Source organism: Candidatus Villigracilis vicinus (genome assembly GCF_016702885.1).
In the GTDB taxonomy this organism is placed as follows: Bacteria; Chloroflexota; Anaerolineae; order Anaerolineales; family Villigracilaceae; genus Villigracilis; species Villigracilis vicinus.
This window is the reverse complement of record NZ_JADJDD010000001.1, coordinates 25,723-43,357: the sequence shown is the minus strand read 5'-3', so window position 1 is coordinate 43,357 and position 17,635 is coordinate 25,723. Positions and strand designations below refer to the sequence as shown.

At 51.2% G+C, this 17,635-nt stretch carries 15 protein-coding genes; 2 read left to right on the top strand and 13 right to left on the bottom strand.

The window, feature by feature from the left end; genetic code table 11:
* Positions 1-10 precede the first annotated feature (10 nt).
* From IPG80_RS00190 to IPG80_RS00145, 10 genes are all read right to left on the bottom strand, one after another.
* Entirely contained in the window at positions 11-2,506 is a 2,496-nt protein-coding gene (locus IPG80_RS00190) for a tetratricopeptide repeat protein (RefSeq protein ID WP_345101397.1), read from the bottom strand.
* A 29-nt stretch (positions 2,507-2,535) separates the two neighbouring features.
* Entirely contained in the window at positions 2,536-5,214 is a 2,679-nt protein-coding gene (locus IPG80_RS00185) for a tetratricopeptide repeat protein (RefSeq protein ID WP_345101395.1), read from the bottom strand.
* Entirely contained in the window at positions 5,211-6,482 is a 1,272-nt protein-coding gene (locus IPG80_RS00180; RefSeq protein WP_345101393.1) for a hypothetical protein, read from the bottom strand. The genes IPG80_RS00185 and IPG80_RS00180 overlap by 4 nt, the downstream gene beginning before the upstream one ends.
* A 128-nt stretch (positions 6,483-6,610) precedes the next feature.
* Complete coding sequence (locus IPG80_RS00175) at positions 6,611-7,264, bottom strand: response regulator transcription factor (RefSeq protein ID WP_345101391.1); 654 nt, start codon at positions 7,262-7,264, stop codon at positions 6,611-6,613.
* A gap of 13 nt (positions 7,265-7,277) precedes the next feature.
* A complete protein-coding gene (locus IPG80_RS00170; protein WP_345101389.1) occupies positions 7,278-7,718 on the bottom strand; it encodes a hypothetical protein in 441 nt (146 codons plus the stop codon).
* A gap of 227 nt (positions 7,719-7,945) precedes the next feature.
* Positions 7,946-8,629: a response regulator transcription factor gene (locus IPG80_RS00165; RefSeq protein WP_345101387.1), complete on the bottom strand. Its 684-nt coding sequence runs from the start codon at positions 8,627-8,629 to the stop codon at positions 7,946-7,948.
* Between the two features lie 2 nt (positions 8,630-8,631).
* Entirely contained in the window at positions 8,632-10,770 is a 2,139-nt protein-coding gene (locus IPG80_RS00160; protein ID WP_345101385.1) for a histidine kinase N-terminal 7TM domain-containing protein, read from the bottom strand.
* A 1-nt stretch (position 10,771) separates the two neighbouring features.
* Complete coding sequence (locus tag IPG80_RS00155) at positions 10,772-12,109, bottom strand: tetratricopeptide repeat protein (protein ID WP_345101383.1); 1,338 nt, start codon at positions 12,107-12,109, stop codon at positions 10,772-10,774.
* A gap of 4 nt (positions 12,110-12,113) precedes the next feature.
* Entirely contained in the window at positions 12,114-12,959 is an 846-nt protein-coding gene (locus IPG80_RS00150) for a restriction endonuclease (protein ID WP_345101381.1), read from the bottom strand.
* A 47-nt stretch (positions 12,960-13,006) separates the two neighbouring features.
* Positions 13,007-13,432, bottom strand: coding sequence for a transposase (locus IPG80_RS00145; protein ID WP_345101379.1), 426 nt, complete (start codon positions 13,430-13,432; stop codon positions 13,007-13,009).
* Between the two features lie 340 nt (positions 13,433-13,772).
* Between IPG80_RS00145 and IPG80_RS00140 the strand changes: the two genes are divergently transcribed.
* Complete coding sequence (locus tag IPG80_RS00140; RefSeq protein ID WP_345101377.1) at positions 13,773-14,093, top strand: hypothetical protein; 321 nt, start codon at positions 13,773-13,775, stop codon at positions 14,091-14,093.
* Positions 14,094-14,192: 99 nt separating this feature from the next.
* Here IPG80_RS00140 and IPG80_RS00135 read toward each other — a convergent pair whose 3' ends face one another.
* The 3 genes from IPG80_RS00135 to IPG80_RS00125 all read right to left on the bottom strand — a co-directional run bounded on the left by IPG80_RS00135 (position 14,193) and on the right by IPG80_RS00125 (position 16,270).
* Entirely contained in the window at positions 14,193-14,615 is a 423-nt protein-coding gene (locus IPG80_RS00135) for a transposase (protein WP_345101375.1), read from the bottom strand.
* A 224-nt stretch (positions 14,616-14,839) separates the two neighbouring features.
* Entirely contained in the window at positions 14,840-15,490 is a 651-nt protein-coding gene (locus tag IPG80_RS00130) for a response regulator transcription factor (protein WP_345101373.1), read from the bottom strand.
* A 138-nt stretch (positions 15,491-15,628) separates the two neighbouring features.
* Positions 15,629-16,270 carry a class I SAM-dependent methyltransferase gene (locus tag IPG80_RS00125; protein WP_345101371.1) on the bottom strand — a complete coding sequence of 214 codons (642 nt, stop codon included), beginning with the start codon at positions 16,268-16,270 and terminating at the stop codon, positions 15,629-15,631.
* A gap of 104 nt (positions 16,271-16,374) precedes the next feature.
* On the opposite strand from IPG80_RS00125, the gene IPG80_RS00120 reads away from it, so the two are divergent.
* Positions 16,375-17,619, top strand: a complete 1,245-nt coding sequence (locus IPG80_RS00120) for an NAD(P)/FAD-dependent oxidoreductase (protein WP_345101369.1) — start codon at positions 16,375-16,377, stop codon at positions 17,617-17,619.
* Positions 17,620-17,635 lie beyond the last annotated feature (16 nt).

The following is a 17,635-nucleotide window of genomic DNA, read 5'->3' as shown; positions in this document are numbered from 1 at the left end:
ATGGCCTCGCTTACATGGCGTAGGCAGGTTTCTGCTCTGAGTAATTTCCAAGCAGACCAAAGCTGGCGCGCAGGGAAAGGGTGGCGTTTTCGGGGTCGAGTTCGTCTGCGACCTTATAAGCCTCAATGGCATGTTCGTAATCATTAATCCGGCGATAGACGCTGCCCAGACGGTTCCAGGTGATGGCCTTGTCTTTGTCGGAGTTGAACAGTTCAATTCCGCGCTGATAGAGGAGGATGGCTTCTACAAAACTTCCTTTGTGGACATAAGCCAGAGCCAGGTTGCTGTAAGGCCACGCAAAGCGGCGGTCAAGCTCAATGGCTTTGCGGTATGAAGAGATGGCTTCATCGTACGAGCCGGCATTCATGTACACGTTGCCAAGTTCGTTCCACACATGGGCATTGTTGGTATCCATCGCGATGCGCACTTCGCCGTTCTTGCTGACAGCGGCAATCGGAGCTTCAGCCTGAATATCATCCACATGATCGGTCAACATCTCATCCTGCATAAAGCCATCAAACTCAGCAGAGATATCTTCCGTGTCGAGGCTGGCTTCTGCCACCGGTTCTTCACTTTCATCAGAGACCTCAGCCACGACCGGCTCGATCGGGTCGCCTTCTTCCGGCTGTTCAACGGCTGCTTGCACAGAGATCGGGTCGGCGAAGGTTTCCACAACATCCATGTTCAGCATCGATTCGTTCACTGCAACATTTTGGGGAAGGTCAGACAGGGTGGTCACGGCTTCCGCAGGTTCAGAAACAGGCTGGGCATGTTCTTCAGTATTGCCAAAGAACTTATGCTTGAGGGTCAGCCAGGCGGGAACGCGGCGCGGCTTCTTCACAGGTTCAACAGGTGCAGAAGCAACAGCGGCTTCCACTTCCTGAATGGATTCAGCTTCCATCACCGGCTGTGACTCAGCGACTGCATCCGCAATCACTTCCATCACCAAAGCGACTTCTTCGATCACTTCTTCGATCGGAGCTGATTCAGTTTCAGCGACCACTTCCACAACCGGGGCAGCTTCAACTTCAGTAACAGGTTCAGCTTCGGCAACCACTTCAACAACCGGGGCGACTTCAACTTCTGCAACAGGTTCAACTTCGGCGACCACTTCAGCAACCGGGGCAGTTTCAACTTCTGCAACAGGTTCAGCTTCGGCGACAACTTCAGCAACCGGGGCAGTTTCAACTTCTGCAACAGGTTCAGCTTCGGCGACAACTTCAGCAACCGGAGCGGCTTCAACTTCAGCTACGGGTTCGGCTTCGGCGACCACTTCAGCGACCGGGGCAGCTTCAGCTTCGGCGACCACTTCAGCAACCGGGGCAGTTTCAACTTCCGCAACGGGTTCAGCTTCGGCGACCACTTCAGCGACCGGGGCAGCTTCAACTTCCGCAACGGGTTCGGTTTCGGCGACTACTTCAGCGACCGGGGTGGCTTCAACTTCTGCGATGGGTTCAGCTTCGGCGACTACTTCAGCGACCGGGGCAGTTTCAACTTCTGCGATGGGTTCAGCTTCGGCGACTACTTCAGCGACCGGGGCAGTTTCAACTTCTGCGATGGGTTCAGCTTCGGCGACTACTTCAGCGACCGGGGCAGCTTCAGCAGACTCTGCTTCCACCTTGGCGATCACTTCTTCCACAACTTTGAGCGCATCGAAAGGTTCCACAGCTTCCACAGCGACAGGTTCTTCCACTGCCACGGCTTCGCTCACAACTTCTTCCACTGCCTGGGTTTCAGCAACAGGCTCCATTATTGCGACGGGTTCTTCAACCTGTTCAACTACAGGCTCAGAAACTGCTTCCGCCTCAGGCATTTCGTCAACTGCGACAGCCTGAACATCCGCCTGGTCCATCAACTGCGCCATCTCAGGGTCGATCTCAGGCTGGGCAACTTCTTCCACAGGGTGTGGAACAAGGACCTGCTCAAGGATCTCAGCAGGGGGAGCCATGGACGGGGCCGCTTCAGTTACCTCATCCATCTTGTCTGCCAGACCGGCGTTCTCTTTATCCAACAGATCAGCCTGCTGGAAAGCCTCGAAGGCGTTCTGATAATCATTGATCTTGCGGTAGGCATTGCCAAGGCGGTTCCAGCAGATGGCCTTGTCTTTGGCCTCGGTCAGCAGCTCAATGCTCTTGATGTAGAGGGGAATGGCATCCTCTACCTTGCCCTGCGAGACCATGGTCAATGCCAGGTTGCCAACGGGCCAACCCGCTTCAGGGTCGATCGTGACCGACCGTTCATAGGACGCAACCGCTTCATCGTATGCGCCCGCTTTGAATTGCGCATCACCAAGCCCGGCCCAGTTCTGCGCGTTTTCGGGGTCGATCTCCGTCGCGTGTTTGTAGGCGTCCACCGCTTCTTGATTCCTGTCTTCCCGTTCAAAGATATTTCCAAGACGGATCCAGGGGTTGATAAAACGGTTGTTAAACTCTACATTCTTCTTCTGATAATTCAACACTGCGTCGAAAATGTTGCCCAAGTCTTTCCAAAATTCGAGATCAGACATTTTTACCTCCGTGTAATATGGGTGATTGTTTATTGAGTGTAGCAATTGCTCAACAGGCTGAAGCGTGTGCGTGTCAGCAAACTAACTTTTTCCTTGGAAAGGATGACAGCGGTCTGGTGCGCTCTGCGGGCGCTGGTCTGGTCGTTCAGTTTGCGATAGACCGTGCCAAGCCGATCCCAGGTAATGGCTTTATCTTTATCATCGGGCATGAGTCCGATGCTCTTCAAATAAACCGGTACGGCTTCCGAGTACCTGCCCTGAAAGGCAAGGGCCATGGCGAGGTTGCTGTGCGCCCAACCGGAGGTGGGGTCAAGGTTGACGGCCTTGAAGTACGCATTCACAGCTTCCTGATACGATGCGGACTTGAAGAAGAGGTTTCCCAGTTCTGTCCAAACCTTTGCATTCTTTGAATTCGGTTCGGTGCGGGCGAGCTCAAGGCTGGCGCAGCGACCTGCGTTCTGCGGGTCGATCTCGTCTGCGGTTTGATACGCCAGACGGGCCTCTTCGTATTCGTTCAAGTGGCGGTGAATGTTTCCAAGGCTGTTCCATGCCGCAGCTTTTTCCTGCGGTGTTTCAAGCAGGCTGGTGCTTCTTTCATAAAGGAGCAGGGCTTCGGCGTATTTGCCCATCGTGAGATAGGTAAAAGCCAGGTTTCCGTATGCCCAACCAAAGGAACGGTCCAGTTCTATGGCCTTGTTGTACGCGGCGATCGCATGGTCGAAATCCTTGTTCTGGAAGTGGATATTCCCCTTCTCGTTCCAGACATTGGGGTCGCGGCTTTCAACGATCTTTTCCGCGTTCTCGAAAGGATCCTTCAACAGGGATGCTTCTGAGAACTTTGCGGGAGACGCGGGGGAAGCGAACATGTTTTGATTCATAGGCTGGTCCTCCTCATTGGATTTTGGCTCTGATGGTTCATCCTTCCAGAACATGGTGTCTGTGATGGATTCATTGGATGGGTTTGATTCGGGTGCGAGCACCCAGGCGGGCGCATCTTTCCACGCCGGGGCAGGGTCTGCTTCCGGCTGATGCGCGGGAGTCGGAGTCTCTTCGGGTTGTTGCACAGGAGCCTGCGCGGGCTGGGATTCTGTCTGCACGGGCGCGGCAGGCTGAACTGAGTCTGATGCGCTTTCCACGGCGGAGGTGGAGAGTCCCTTCAGGCGGTCAATGGTCTGGTAGGCGCGCATCGCGTTCTCGTAATCATTGATGGAACGATAGATGTTCGCCAGGCGGTCCCAGGCTTCGATCCGCTCGCTATCCTGTGTGAAGACCTGTAAACTTTTGCGGCAGGCTTCAATGGCTTGTGAGTACTTACCCTGCTGCGAGTAAGCGAGCGCCAGGTTGTTGAGCGCCGACCCAAAGGATGGGTCGATATCGATGGCTTTGAGGAAAGCGGCGGCGGCTTCACCGTGAGAATTGATCTTGAGCAGAGACAGCCCAAGCTCGTTCCAAAGTTGCTGGTTCTTCGGGCTGACAGCCAGCGCGCGTTGATAGGTCTTGACGGCGTCGCGGGTGCGTCCCTGTCGGCGATAGATATCTGCAAGGGACAGCCAGGATGCGACGTTGTTCTTGTTCAGCTCGATGGCTTTTTGATAAGCCGTGATCGCTTGCGGGTCGCGCCCGGCGGCGACGTAGGATTCGCCAAGACCTGACCAGGGCTGCGCGAGAAGCGGGGCACACTCAATGGCTTTGCGGTAGGCAGTGATGGAGTCTTCGATGTAGCCAATGCGGTAGTACACGCTGCCGAGTCCGCTCCAGGCGACCGGGTCATTGGGGGTGTGCTTAAGGGTCTTTTGAAAAGCGAGCATGGCTTCGTCGTTGCGGCCGATCTTGAGGCACAGGTTGCCCAGGTTGTTCCAGACCGAGATCTGCTCGGGAGCGGCTTCAATTGCCCGCTTGTAGGCTTCGATGGCTTCGTCGTTCTTGTTCTGCGCGAACTTGACGAGGGCGAGCGCGTTGAAGCATTCGGCTTCGAACCAGTTATCTTCAAGGTGGATCGCGGCTTTCAAAGCGTCTTGCAAGAACTCCTCTGCGGTCTCATGGTTGTTCTTGCGCCAGTTGAGAATGCCCAGCGTGAGCAAAAGCTTTGCGCGTTTGATGGTGGTCTCGGCCTTCGGGCTGAGCTCGGTCAGCATGGATTCCTGCAGGCTGAGTTCTTCATCTGCCTCTTCGGTCTCGGGGTATTCAGCGGCTTCCATCCAGGCTGATTCAACAGCGTCTTGAAGGGCGTTTTCGGCGCGGGGGTTATCGGGGAATTCCACGATGTGCCGGGTGAACTCCCACAGGTCATGGGCGTTGCGCACAAGGTCTGTGAGGACTGCCTGGTTGACCCAGATGATCGCGCGTACCTTTTTGCGAATAAAGATGTCTTTGTGATTTCCGATCATGGCGAGGGTCTTGCGCTGTTCGGGTCCACAGCCATGAATGAAGTAGATCTGTTGCTCGGGATTTTGCAGTTTTCGAAGCAGGGGGATGAACCCGTCCATTTCGTCATTTAATTGAATGCGTGTGATCTTTTGTCCGCGTTCAATGAGCGAGTTCCTCAAGGCTGTTTCAGCATCTGCGCGCGTATATTCCGAGTTGGTAACAACCATGAACACGGAAGAACGATCCCATTTGATGGCAAGCTCAAGTTCGCTTAACACGATCTCGAGTCGTTCACCGAACAGGTCAGCATGTGATTGCTGAACAGGGGCTTGAGAGGTCATAGCATCTTCCTCAATGCGGGGTGGATATCGCACCAGTTTTCCTGGTCACGATATTCCAAAATAGCTAGCAATTGCAGGAGGGGCATCATCCGCTCGTTGTATTCGAGCTTCTTGGTCTCATTCACTTTTTTTAGTAGCTTTACATCTTCCCGGTCGAGGATGCGCCGATACTCATTGCGGATCTCGGCGGCGGACCATTCCACGTCCTCCATCTCGATCTGGGCAGATTTTCGCCGGCGGGCCCGCCCGATGGCAGTTCGCATGATGCGAGCAAGTTCCCGGAAGACTCCGCCGCTGGTGGCGATGGCCATTTCAAGTGCGGCAGGCTGGATCAGGTCACGATTGATGCGCACGTTGATGAACCGCTCCAGGGTCAGGTAGCCTTCATGCATGTGCTTGTCATCGGTCGCTGTGTGCAGGTTGATGTTCGGCAGGAAGAGAGCCTGGTCGCGAATGGAGTCGAATTCCTTGCTGTAAAAGAGCGCGCTTGAGACGGTGTAGACAATAGCGCAATTGGGCTGGATCATGATCTCGCGGCGGTCATGGAAAATGGCGCGCGCGCGTTCGAGATCGGGCTTGTCCATATCGTCGATCAAGATCAAGGGCATGCGGCGTTCCTGGGTATAGATCGCAGATGCAATATGGTTGATGAGCGCGATCAGCCCGGTGATGTCCGTCTCCACGACCTGGCGTAATTCCACGCGTGTGGCGGGTTCAAGTTTCATCTTCAAACCGGCGCTGGCGAAGAAGGCATCGATCGATGCGCCAAGTTCGGTGCTGGAGATCCGTCCATCCAAAATGGTGGAGGTGTGCTTTTCAACTTTGCCCTTCCAGCGTTCGAGTTCACGCATCAACTGCTCGGAGAGTTCTCCGCCGCGTTTGCGGTATTCCCGATACAGACGACTGCCAATGGCAAGGAGCACATCGCGGAAGTCGAGGTCGATAATGTCGGTCTCATCACGGATGCTGAAGTTGATCGTCCAATACTTCCTCTGGATCTCGGGGTGGCTCATAAGTCTTTGCAGCTCGGTGGATTTTCCACAACCACGATGACCCGAGAAGAAGAACTTGGGCGGGCGATAGAACGGCGCGAGCAAAGCATCGACCAGTTCGTTGATGGGGTTGCCCGGGCGGTCAATATAAAAGGGATTGGGTTTCCCATTCTCGCCGGGTCTGAGAGGCAGATCGAGCTCAAAGTTGAGCCACGCTCTGTCGAAGTCGTTTGCCTTTTGATATTCAAAACCAGTCATGATTCCTCTGTTCTTCATTACAACGATTGTATGATTTGACTCTGTAAATCGTTAGCCAGAAATCTTGTCTTTACGCTGCCCGTTGTATGAACAACGGTGTGGTCATTCCTGACCATGCGCAGGTGATGCAAGTGCCTGCAAAAATCTCAACCGGCAGCCACTGCCAATCCTTCGCGCAGGGCATACAATGCAGCCTGGGTTCGGTTTGCAAGGTGCAGTTTGGTCAGAATACTGCTGACATACTTGGCTATGGTACGTTCGTGAACGACCATAGCCTGGGCGATCTCCTGGTTGCTTAATCCACGGGCGATCAACTTCAGGGTCTCAAGTTCGCGCTGGGTCAAGTGCTCACCTGCCAGGGCGTTCCCTTCCGTGGGGCGCTCAAATTCGTGGATCATCTTGACCGCCATCGACGGGTTGAGCGAAGCCTGTCCCTTGGCAACTTCGCGGATGGCCTGCATCAACTGGGCGCGGGGCGTATCCTTCAACAGGTATCCGAGCGCGCCGGTACGGATGGCTTGATACACCTGGCTGCTTTCGGCAAAACTGGAAAGAACGAGAATGCGGCTCTTGGGTGAAACTTCGCGCAGTTTAGGAATGGTCGTCAGCCCATCTTGAAGAGGCATCACGATATCCAACAGGACCACATCGGGCTTGGTCTTGCGAGCCATCTCCACAGCCTGGATTCCATTTTCTGCCTCACCGATAATTTCAATATCGGGCTGGACGGAGAGGATGGCGACCATCCCTTCCCGGACAAGATGCTGATCATCAACAACGAGAGTGCGAATTTTTTTCATGGCGACCTTTGTTTTATGAAGTTGTGATGTTGAATGCAGAGAAGCGTTCAGTGTTCGCCTTTGCATTTTGAATTTCAAGTTCCTGCTGCTGCCACTGGCTGGGAGACCAAACTTCCACGTACTCTCCCTGCCCCACCACGACCACGCTGTCTTCGAGGTTTGCGTACCCCATCAAATGGGGCGGCAGTGAAATGGAGTCTGTATCCTGCGTCACTTCCACGTAGCTCGCCGTGCTGCAGAAGGTCCGCGATAGCAGGCGAACCAGAGGATCTGCGAGGTTCAGGGCGCTGATGCAGGTGTAGATCTCCTGAAATTTATTTGGCGTCAGGATCATGATGTTCTGATCGAAGCCTTGTGTAAGGTACGCCCCTTCCGAGATCAAAGTGCGCCAGCCGGCGGGAAGAGGTAATTTATTCGAGTTCTTCAACTGGGTTGTGTGATGTCCGAGGAACAAGGTATGTCTCCTAAAAAGTGTTGAGGGTCCAGGGAATGTATGCTCGTGATTATAGGTACAAGGCATCTTTTGCGAAATGAATAAAAATGGTGGCACGCATGGCGTACTCTGCGTATTATTTATGAACACAATATGGGCACAAATGACCATACCATTTAGGGCACATGGGAACACTTAAAAACAAAAAGGCAGACGCCATTTGCGTCTGCCTTTTTGTTTTGGGGGTCTTACTTTTTGGGTCTCTTCGGTGTCTCACTTTTTTCGTTCTTCGACTCCGCCAGACCTTCACGGATCGCGTACAACGCGGCCTGCGTACGGTTGGCAAGATGAAGTTTCTCCAGCACACTGCTTACGTATTTGGCCACTGTGCGCGGATGCACGACCATCGTCTCTGCGATCTCTTGATTGCTCAACCCACGCGCGATCAACTTCAAAGTCTCCATCTCGCGTGTGGTCAATGGTTCGGCGGTGTACATCAACTCGGCAGGATGTTCGATCTCATGGATCACCTTCATTGCAATGCTCGGCTGAATGGAAGCCTGCCCCACTGCAACATCGCGGATGGCCTGGAGCAACTGGTCTCTGCGGGTATCTTTCAGCAAAAAGCCCAAGGCCCCCGCCTTGATGGATTGATAAACAACGCCGCTTTCTGCAAAGCTGGTCAACACGAGAATGCGCGAAGTGGGCGAGACTTCCTTTAGGTGCGGAATAGCCTCCAGCCCGGTCATCTTTGGCATGTGGATATCGAGCAGGATCACATCAGGCTTGCTCTGCTTTGCCACCTGCACCGCCTCCTCCCCATCTCCTGCTTCGCCCACGACCTTCATATCAGGCTGAAGAGACAGGATCGTGACAACGCCGTCACGCACCACACTTTCATCGTCTGCCACAAGGACTCGAATCATTTTCATTTTCAACTCTTTCTGGCGACAGTCACCATGATCTTGGTTCCTGCGCCAACCTTCGAAGTGATCTTGAATTTACCATTGGCCTGCTCGGCGCGCTCACGCATATTCCGCAAACCCAGTCCGGAGTTATCGATCTTTTTCATGCTGAAGCCCTGCCCGTCGTCTGTGATCTCGAGCAAAACATTCAGCCGATTCTTCTTCAAATTCAACGTGACGTTCTTTGCATGAGCGTGCCGCAGAATGTTATTCAGCGCTTCCTGCGCAATGTAATACAAAGCGATCTCATGCTCCTTATCGAGCTGGATGTTATCGTCCGAGATCAATCTGGCCTTGATGTCGGCGCGGCCTTCCACCGCCGCAAGACGATGCTGCAACGAGGAGACCAATCCCTCCTCCAGGTCCACCGGCTGCATCTGATACAGGAACAACCGCATCTCCTTCACCGCCTGACGGGCGTTCTCACCAATGCGGGTTAGCACGCCCAGCGGTTCGATGGTCGCGCCCGCTTCGATGCCCGCCTGAGCCGCTTCGGTCAATGCCACCAGACCATATAACTTCTGACTAACCGAATCATGCAGGTCACGCAGGAGTCGCTGACGTTCGCTCAAAGCAATAGACAATTGCCGGCGGCGATCGCTATCGATCAGGATCGCGATCTGATTGGCGATCGTCGTCAGGCGGATGATCTCATCCTGCGTGTACGGACCTTCTTCGTTGCGTCCCAGACACATACAGCCAAGGATCGTATTTTCATGCTGAGTGTAGATCGAGAGCGGGATCAAGGCTACGTAGTTGAACCCGATCTCCTTCGGCTTGAAAGGAGTCTCTTTGGGGCGGCTATTCTCATCGAGGATAAGCGGACGACTCTCTTCATTACTTTGCAGCCATTGATGAATATTGGCGGCAATAAACTTGCTGCCGACCATCTTTGTGTATTCGGCAGGGAAACCAAACTGTGACTGCATGGAAAGTTTTTGCAGGCTGCTTTCCTTTTCCTCGGTCATCAAAAAGACCGCCACCGCCTGGCTGTGAAATGAATAAATGATCTGAAAACTAGACTCCAGCAGGAAGTCTTCCATCTTCATTGAGCGGTTGGCCAAACTGGAGATGGCTGTGAGCAGCCCTAGCAGTTCATCGCGAGCGCGCATGCGCGCATCTTCTGCCAGTTTCCGCTCGGTGATGTCACGCCAAACCACAAGATGCCCAAACTGGCTGTTATCGTGGTTGAACAGTTGGGAAATACGCACGTTCAGGTACCGCCAGTTGTTCTGGTCTTTATCCTTACGCTTTATCTCCATTTCCTTCGCACCGGCCGAAGATTGAAGTATCTCGTGCCAGTTGCCGAGGATCTGATCCACGGGTAAACCATAGGTCTCTTCGCGTGACTTGTTAATCATATCCTCTGCCGCAGAGTTCAAGTCGATGATCTTTTCTTGGTTGTCGATCACCATCCAGCCATCATCCATGCTCTCCACGACCGCATTGCGTGTGATCGGTTTCTTCTCCACGATGCGGCTGCTGAAAGTTCCATAAATAAATCCGGCAAGAGCCAGAGAGTACGAGAAAATGGCGATATATAAATTCTGATTTTCCAGGCTGCGCACAGTGAGCAGCAGAATATTCGCGATCATCGGAATCGCCGAACCGAAGAAGATCACCCCTGCCCGCATGAAATGCGAACGCGGCTTGTTCAAAAAGGTATCCATGAACAGGAAGAGGCTGGCCGCGAGCACATGCGAAACGTAGATCAGGTTGACCTGCTCCCAGATCCTGATTTGCTGATCGAACAAAACCCTGTTGATCGGTTCGACCCAAAAGAACATCTGGGTCAGAACAGGTTCGATCGCAAAAAAAGAAATGACCGTCGGGTTGATCCACCTCGCGCGGTTTGTATAAACAAAGGCAAAAAACAATTGACCGTACGCGGCCAAAGTCAGGCAAAGGTAATTTACGCTTTTCAGGAACTTCAACGGAAAAAACGCCGGGGCGAAAGCATACAGCAGGACGGCAATGCTCCAGATCATGATGGTCACTGCCAGCATATTAATGCTCCCTGCGCCGGGAGTTTTTCCTCTTAGCAATAGCGCTGTTCCCAACGCTGCGGCGATCACCGCTAATAACAAAACATCAAGTATCGGCATCATATTACTCAAATAACTCAAGTTCCTGCGGGCTTAGTAAAGCGTACAGGTTTGGATCAAGAGTCAATTGTCGAAGAGTGATGCGCTGTTCACGAATCGCCCTTTGAAGTTGACTCACCGCCTCATCCATTTTTTTCATGAGGATGAGGTGACACGCCTGCTGTATGAGAGAAACAGACGCGAAATCTTTTTCAATGGAAGAAAGCGCCGCGGCGCTTTCTTCCGGCTGGTTGTTGCCGTTTAGGCAGATCGCCAGCGCAAACAGGGAATTGGTCTCGTACGGGTCCAGTCCATATGCCTTGCGCATGGACTCTACAGCTTCTGTCATCTTCCTTGTATACATATATATATAACCCATTACAAGCCAAAATGCGGGGTTGTTTGGTTGGCTTTTAATGGCACGTTTGCATAATTGAATGGCGTCGCTATTCCTGCCTACCCCATGCAAGGCCAGCGCCGCATTGATCGCAAGCCTGGGATCATCTGGCAAAATCTCGTTTGCCCGTGAAAGCAGGTCACAAGCCTCTTGGAATTTTCCTTCTTCATACAACACCACCGCCTGCGCCGACAACAACCACGCCTGATATTCAGGGAAGGGATGGGTTTGCAAAAGGGACTCCACAGACTGAATCCGTGTGGAAAATGCCTGCAGATCTTTCAACAGCCAATCACGATGAATGATCCGCAAAAGAACATCCAAACGAATAGAAAGTGAATCGCTTCCATCTGGAAGTTGAGACAACAAGCTTTCATCCTGTGCGCGATCCTTTTTTAGCATTCGATCATCGCCGTGCAGGATATTTTCATTCCAGAAGAATGCGCCCGCGGGGATCAAATGCTTTCTACTTCCGCGCCCGGATTCGAACTCAACAACTCGATGGCGAAAGGCCCAAAAGTCTGGAGCGTGGCGCGAAAGCTCAGTCAGTTCCACTCCGCTCAACCAGAAAACGATCCGCACCCGGCTCTCCACTAATAACTCACGGTTATTATTTAATGCCTGAAAAACCTGACCGGACGAAAGACTGTTTGCATTTCCAAGCCCTGTTACAAAAAAGATCGTGTCCTTGATATCGCCTCGCCCGCAAACCTGTCGGATCACATCCGGGGTCTGTGCGTTGACGTTTGTGTACACTATTTTCTGTCCATGTCTGGAAATTATGTTTTCAAGCGCACTTTGTGTCTCCGCTTCCCGCTGCTTGGAGAAATGTACCGCGATCAAAATACTTGCCCGATCCCATTTTAATGCAAGATCGATCTCGCCTGCGAGAATTTCCAACCCGGTATCGAAGGCTTTGCTATGTTGCTGGCTGGCGGCGCGTTCTTTCTTTGGTTGAGTGTTCATTCGTTTATTCGGTCAATGCCAAAAAGTACACTGCTTTCAATGGAAGCAGGCGGCGCACCTCTTCATCCAATTGATCGTAATATGTTTCCCATAATTTGAAGAATGCCGCGGCATCCAGTGCGGTCAATTTTTGGAAGTTGCCAAGTTCCTGTCCCGCTTCGTTGGTAAACCCGGCGACTGAAAGGATCATGCCATAGTCATTCGGATTGAGCATGGAAACGAAGCTCTTGACGCCCTCCAAGGTGATCGCCTGCCCTTTGTGCTTGATCTGCACAAGGATACGCGGTCCCTTCACCCCGAGCGGATCGGTGTATGCGACCAGATCGATTCTCCCCCGCTGCTTTTCCTGGGGAGCCATCCAAGCAGGGTGATAATCCATGGCACGCAGCAATCCGGCCAACATTGAAAGCATCTCGTGAGCACTCAAGCGATGCAAATATTTTCTGATCTGCGCCCAGGAGATCTCCTGCGCGGCTTCGAGGGTCATTACGTTTTCAGGAATGGCACTTCTGCGTTGATCATATAAACGCAATGCTTCTTTGTAAAATTCACGGGCATTGGTAAATTGCGAGCCGGCATCATATCCCTCACGGGTGATGTGCCACAGTCCCTGTCCGTCCTTTGTCAACCAGCCGGCTTGCGCAAGGGGGATAACTGCAATGCGTACGATCTTTTCGTATCGTGGTGACCCGCTATTCGGGGCAGGAGTTTTTTCTTCCTCGGTCAATTTCGCTATTCGGGGAATCTGCGCAAGGACATCCTGTGCTTTTAAACCAGCAGGGTGATTCCACAAGATCTCGAATACGCTTCTTGATAATTCACCAGCTCTTTCAATGGTTATATTCGGCATGACGAGATTCCCTGTGAAATGAATAGTGCATGAAATGTGCCCGTCATCTAGGCTGAAAGTCCCTGCTGACGGCGCACAAGATTAATGTAATGTTCGATCATCGCTTGAGGATGCGGACGGGTACCCAAAACCACTAGGTATCCCGGCGCCCAAAAATCGTCCTCCGAGCCGCCTTCGGCAAGCTCAGGAAATTTGGAGTGCACCATTTCAGAAGTCCTGCTGCGGATCTCTTTCATGAACTGCCCAATCTGAATAGAAGAAGCCACCCGCAGCCCCCATTGAAAATACCCAAACTTTACGGTCAAAAAATCGACCTGCCAATTCCAAGTTTCGCATATTTCATACAGCCAGCTGCGGAGCAAGTCTGCTAAATCGCCATCCAGTTGTTGGGAGGGAGATCGTGGAATTAACAGACATGTATAACTAATATCATACGTCTCAGAGGAGAGCGGCTCAAGAGATAATTTATCCAACTTCCAAACTCCCCCCAGCAAAAAAAGTCTTTCTCTTTTCGAGAAGACTGGATAAAAAAGGTGTGTCTGGTTGGGTCATTGCAGTGATCATTGAAAACTGTTTGCTCGCTATTGCCGCCAAAGGATAAAAGCACACACATTTCTATAAATACTCAATGCGACATTATACCTAATTTTCCTTGAAACTTATCCATGGCATGAAGAACCATCGCCAGGCGGTCCAAGAGCCCTTAAATCGGGCCAATTTCAGTCGTAATGATTAACATGAAACGGCAACGGCACAAAACCAAAAAAGGAATATCATGCCAATACGTTTGAGCCTCAACCAAGGAACTATCCTATGAGCAAAAAAGTTGTATTCAACGGCATCGAGATATTAACCGAGGAAAGTGACGCTTCGGCGCACGACCTTTTGGGGTTCATCGAATCCGTCATCGATAAATTGGAAAACAATCTGGACGATCAGGATGAAAACTTCCATTTATCGGTTAATATGGATTTTCACCCTAAAAAGCCCTTAAAACACACCTTTTCTGTCACCAACCTTTTTAGCAAAAAGACCAGGCAAAAAGTGGTGAGTGTTTTGAAGAGCACTGCCAAAACAGACAACATGGGAATTCTAGGTTCAGTCCATATTGATTTTCAGGTTGAGGATAAGTAGAAACCCTTTCATACACTTTGGAACATAAAAAAAATAACGCCTGTGTTGAAACACGCATGGCGTTATTTTTTTAACGATTTACCTATATGGAATAGGCTCTCAGTTACTCTGCTGGCGGCGTATCAATTTTATATAATGCTCGATCAATGCCTGTGGGTGGGGGCGTGTACCCAAAACCACCAGATATCCGGGTGCCCAAAAATCCGTCGTAGTCCCGTCCCGCAGATCCGAGAAGTGATTCAAGACCAGGTCAGAAGTTCTGGTTCGGATCTCTTTCATGAATTGACCGATCTGAATAGGCGAGGAAAAGCGTAGACCCCATTGAAAATACCCATCTCGTACAGTCTGAAATTCGATCTGCCATTGCTTGGATTCGCAGATGCTGATAAGCCAGTTTTGCAGGGAGCTTGAAAGTTCATCATTCAAACTCTGGGACGGAGAGCGTGGGATCAGCAGGCAGGTATAACTAACGCTGAAAACCTCAGCGGAGTCCGGTTCATTGACAATATCAAATGGAATCACAATTCCCTCCCATCAACGAAAAAAATCCTTTCACTGATAAAAGGGGGTGCACCAGATTGTTTAATCTGGCTACTAAACCGAGGTTTTCTTTTTTGCATTTCATTTAATAAGTTCTTCAGGGTATTGGCATACCCTGAACCTTGAATGTGATTGTATGCTTAATTCCCCAATACACAAGTATCCAATTGGATTTCCACCATAGCCAGGCGGCTATAGTCAACTGGCTATTCTTTTATCAGGCCAAGACGCAACGCAGCCGCTGTTGCCTCGGTACGGCTTTTCACCTTTAGCTTTGAAAATATATTACTAACATATTGTTTGACCGTCGATAATTGGACTTTCAGCTTGAGTGCAATCTGCTTGTTCGTCAGACCCTGGGTCAGTAACTGCAAAACACTCTTTTCACGTTCACTCAACTCAGGGTACTCAGGTGAAACTGGGACAGAATCACCAACAAGCCGCATGATCGCATCTGATGCTTTTTTATCCAGAATCACCCGTCCTTTGTGCGTTTGCCTGATGGCATCAGCCAGATCTTTCACACTCACATCCTTATAAAGAAATCCGCGCGCGCCTGCGCTCAAAGACTCTTTGATCAATTTTTCATCGCCAAATGATGTCAGCGCAATAAAGACCGCATCCGAATGATCTTTTCGAATACGGCGGATGATCTCAATTCCAGACATATCTGGAAGCATCATATCCACAAGGGTCACATCCGGTTTCTCACTCTCAAAAAGTTTGACGGCAGTGGCTGCATTTGGGGCCTCCCCCACCAAATGCATATCTTTGAAACCAGAAACCAGCAAAGCCAGCCCCTTGCGAACCATCAAGTGATCGTCCACAATCAATACCTTGATCCGTTTTCCCTTCAAACAACCCTCCCGCTCTATTACATCACTCAAAACAGTTCACTAATATTGCTGCAAAGGAGTTTCAACTTACCCCTTTTCGGTAAGTTCACTATATAGCAATATAAGAACAGATGCAAGCATTAAATTTAAATAAGTTTGCTATTTGATAAAGTGACCAACAGTATAGACATTCCCAGCAATGGGGGGAGTGCTCTTCATATGGATAACATGCCCTTTGGTAAAGGAACGATGCGCCGCCTCTTCGATCTCTTTTTCGGTTGAGAAATGCTCATCGCGGATGTTATGCCCCAGGAGGCTGAACATAAATACCATAAAAGGCTTTTCCACTGGCGTGCCATAAACCATTTGACCACCCGGCTTTAGCACACGGTTCACTTCCACGAAGGCCTGTGCCAGTTCAAGAGGTTTCAAGTGCTCCAAAATGCTGACCAGCAAAACCGTGTCAAAGTAATTGTCCGCATAGGACATTTTCAAAACATCCCCCTTTTCAAGGAACAGAGGAATTTTCATAGGCTCAAAAACTGACTTTACCGCGTGAATATCAGCCGTGAGGTCAAGACCGTGGATCTCCTTGTACATATCACGCAGGTTGGGAAATGCTAGTCCGGTTCCAAAACCAACTTCTAGCACACGCTCCCCACCAGTGCATTCTTCCAAAGCTAACTCCACCCGCCGGCGATACATGCGCCCAAAGACAGGCCAATAGTAATATTTGATCGGGTCATATTGATTGACCCCTTTATATTGAGACGCGGGCAAGAGTTTTAGTTTTGTAGGCATTAACTTTCCTGATCGAAAAAATTTGAAGGGTACTCAAAAGCCCCACGATTTTACCTGAATATTTTTATATCGTTCAGGCATGAAACGGGTATACTCGAAAAATCATGACCTCATTGGAAAAACAAGATTGGGATTTGATCATCACGGGTGGCGGACCAGCGGGTTTTTTTGCGGGGATTCGCTGCGCCGAGTTGGTTCCGTCGCTGCGGGTGCTGATCCTTGAGAAGTCGAGTCAGACCCTTGGCAAGGTGCTCATCTCTGGCGGCGGACGATGCAACGTGACCCACGCTTGCTTCGACCCTGCACAACTCATCACCTACTATCCACGCGGCGGGACAGAATTGCGCGGCGCATTCACCCGCTTTCAACCTGCTGATACGGCCAAGTGGTTCGAAGATCGCGGCGTGAAATTGAAAACCGAATCCGACGGACGCATGTTCCCAATCACAGATTCATCCGAGAGCATTGCAAACTGCCTGCGCGAAGCGGCGAAGAATGCAGGGGTGAAGGTGCAGCTTGGGGCGAGTCTGCTGAAGGTGGAAAAAAGCCCATTGGGAGGATTCAAGCTCGAGGTCAGGCATGACGCGCAGGTTCTTCATCTCCAAACCAAAAAATTATTGCTCGCCACTGGCAGCGACCCCAAAACGCGCGAGGTCGTGCAGGCACTGGGTCATTCAATCGTGGAGGCTGTACCTTCGCTCTTCACCTTCAATGTGAAAGATAAACGCATTGATGGTCTGGCTGGGGTGTCGGTGGAAAACGTGACTCTCAAAATGGATTCGCTCACCCAGCGCGGACCGATGCTCATCACCCATTGGGGATTGAGCGGGCCTGCCGTGCTGAAACTCTCTGCCTGGGGAGCGCGGATTCTCTTTGAGAAAAAATATCGATCCACCTTAACAGTGAACTGGCTTGGTGACTACAAGCTTGACCCTGCGCTGGAAGTTTTACAACGCAGCAAAGACTGGCATGAAAACGCGCGCAAGAAGATATCAAGCTCTTCGGCGTTCTCGCAAATCCCCATCCGCTTATGGAAACAGTTGACGCACTTTATCGGCGAAAAGAACTGGAGCGACATTTCCAAAGCGGAGTTGCGCAAGCTCGCCGAAGAATTAACAGCGGGACAATTTGAGATCCAAGGCAAGGGACAATTCAAAGATGAATTCGTTACCTGCGGCGGAGTCAACTTAAAGGAAGTGGATTTCAAGACCATGCAAAGCAGGGTGGTGAAGGGTCTTTTTTTTGCAGGCGAGGTTCTGGATATTGACGGAGTCACCGGCGGATTCAATTTTCAATCCGCGTGGACCACGGGGTGGATCGCAGGGAACACCCTGTCTGCGGCAGATTGAATTTTTTCATTGACCG